At 34.8% G+C, this 1,123-nt stretch carries 2 protein-coding genes and 1 pseudogene; all 3 read right to left on the reverse strand.

Features of this window, described 5'->3' with window-relative positions; genetic code table 11:
- Positions 1 to 290: 290 nt before the first annotated feature.
- Positions 291 to 506 carry a hypothetical protein gene (locus G4407_RS16135; RefSeq protein WP_173689692.1) on the reverse strand — a complete coding sequence of 72 codons (216 nt, stop codon included), beginning with the start codon at positions 504 to 506 and terminating at the stop codon, positions 291 to 293.
- Between the two features lie 44 nt (positions 507 to 550).
- Positions 551 to 742, reverse strand: coding sequence for a hypothetical protein (locus tag G4407_RS16140; RefSeq protein WP_173689693.1), 192 nt, complete (start codon positions 740 to 742; stop codon positions 551 to 553).
- A gap of 34 nt (positions 743 to 776) precedes the next feature.
- Positions 777 to 1,123 (reverse strand): annotated as a pseudogene (locus tag G4407_RS16145) (hypothetical protein); the annotation flags it as partial.

Raw genomic sequence — 1,123 nt, forward strand, 5'->3', positions numbered from 1 at the left:
TTTTCCATTGCTTACCTCCATTATAATAGAAAACAGTTCATAAGTAAATTCGCCAGAGCTCATGTTTCATGTAGATATATAATTTTTTCTACAATCAAAGAATTCATATATCATATATGATTCGATTTTCTACATACGCCTATTCAAATGCTACTGGAGTTCTTGGTGAAAAGCAATTAAAAAAGAATAAAATTTTCTATGGAATTAAAAAGAAAAATCCCATGCCGGATGACAGAAAAAGATGAATTGCATCTTAGTTTGTGATCGGACATGGAATTTATGTTTTAGGATTATTCAATACCAAATTCTTTTAATAGTTTCTTTTGGTACTCGATGTCTTTTGCGGCACGTTCCAGATCGTTGTAGCGTTTGGCTTTTAGGAGATATTTGGTTAATTGGTTTAATTCTGCTATTATTTCAGCTCTGCCTTCTTCTCTACCTTCCTCTCTTGCGTCCTCTTTCAAAGTCTTTTCATACAAGTCTTTATCGTATGTCGTTAAGATCATGTGCAACACCTCCGTTTGGTATAGCGCAGATAATTTATTGGGTTCTACTCAATGCCATATTCTTTCAGCAACTTTTTTTGATATTCAATATCTTTAGAAGCACGCTCCAAGTCTTTGGAGCGGTTATCATTAAAAAGGTATTTAGCTAGTAAGATTCCTGACTCAAGTCCTTCTTCTCTGGCATCTTCCTTCAAGGCTTTCTCATATAAGTCTTTGTCATATGTTGTTAAGATCATATTTGTTACCTCCGTTTGGCATAACGTAGATAATTTACTTAGTGTTATTCAATTCAATGCCAAATTCTTTTAATAGTTTCTTTTGATATTCGATATCTTCGGTAGCACGTTCGAGGTCGCTGTAGCGCTTGGATTTTAAAAGATATTTGTTTAGCTGATTTAGATATTCCATACCTTCTTCTCTACCTTCTTCTCTGGCATCTTCCTTCAAGGTTTTCTCATATAAGTCTTTATCATATGTCGTCAGGATCATATTTGTCACCTCCGCTCGATGTTTCTTGAGAAAATCTGCCAACACATCCTGGTGAATACAGGTATCAATTGCCTTTTCTAATGCATCTTCCACAGAAGGTTCCGACTGTATATATTCCCTGACACATT

This window comes from Allocoprococcus comes, from assembly GCF_013300725.1.
Taxonomy (GTDB): Bacteria; Bacillota; Clostridia; order Lachnospirales; family Lachnospiraceae; genus Allocoprococcus; species Allocoprococcus comes_A.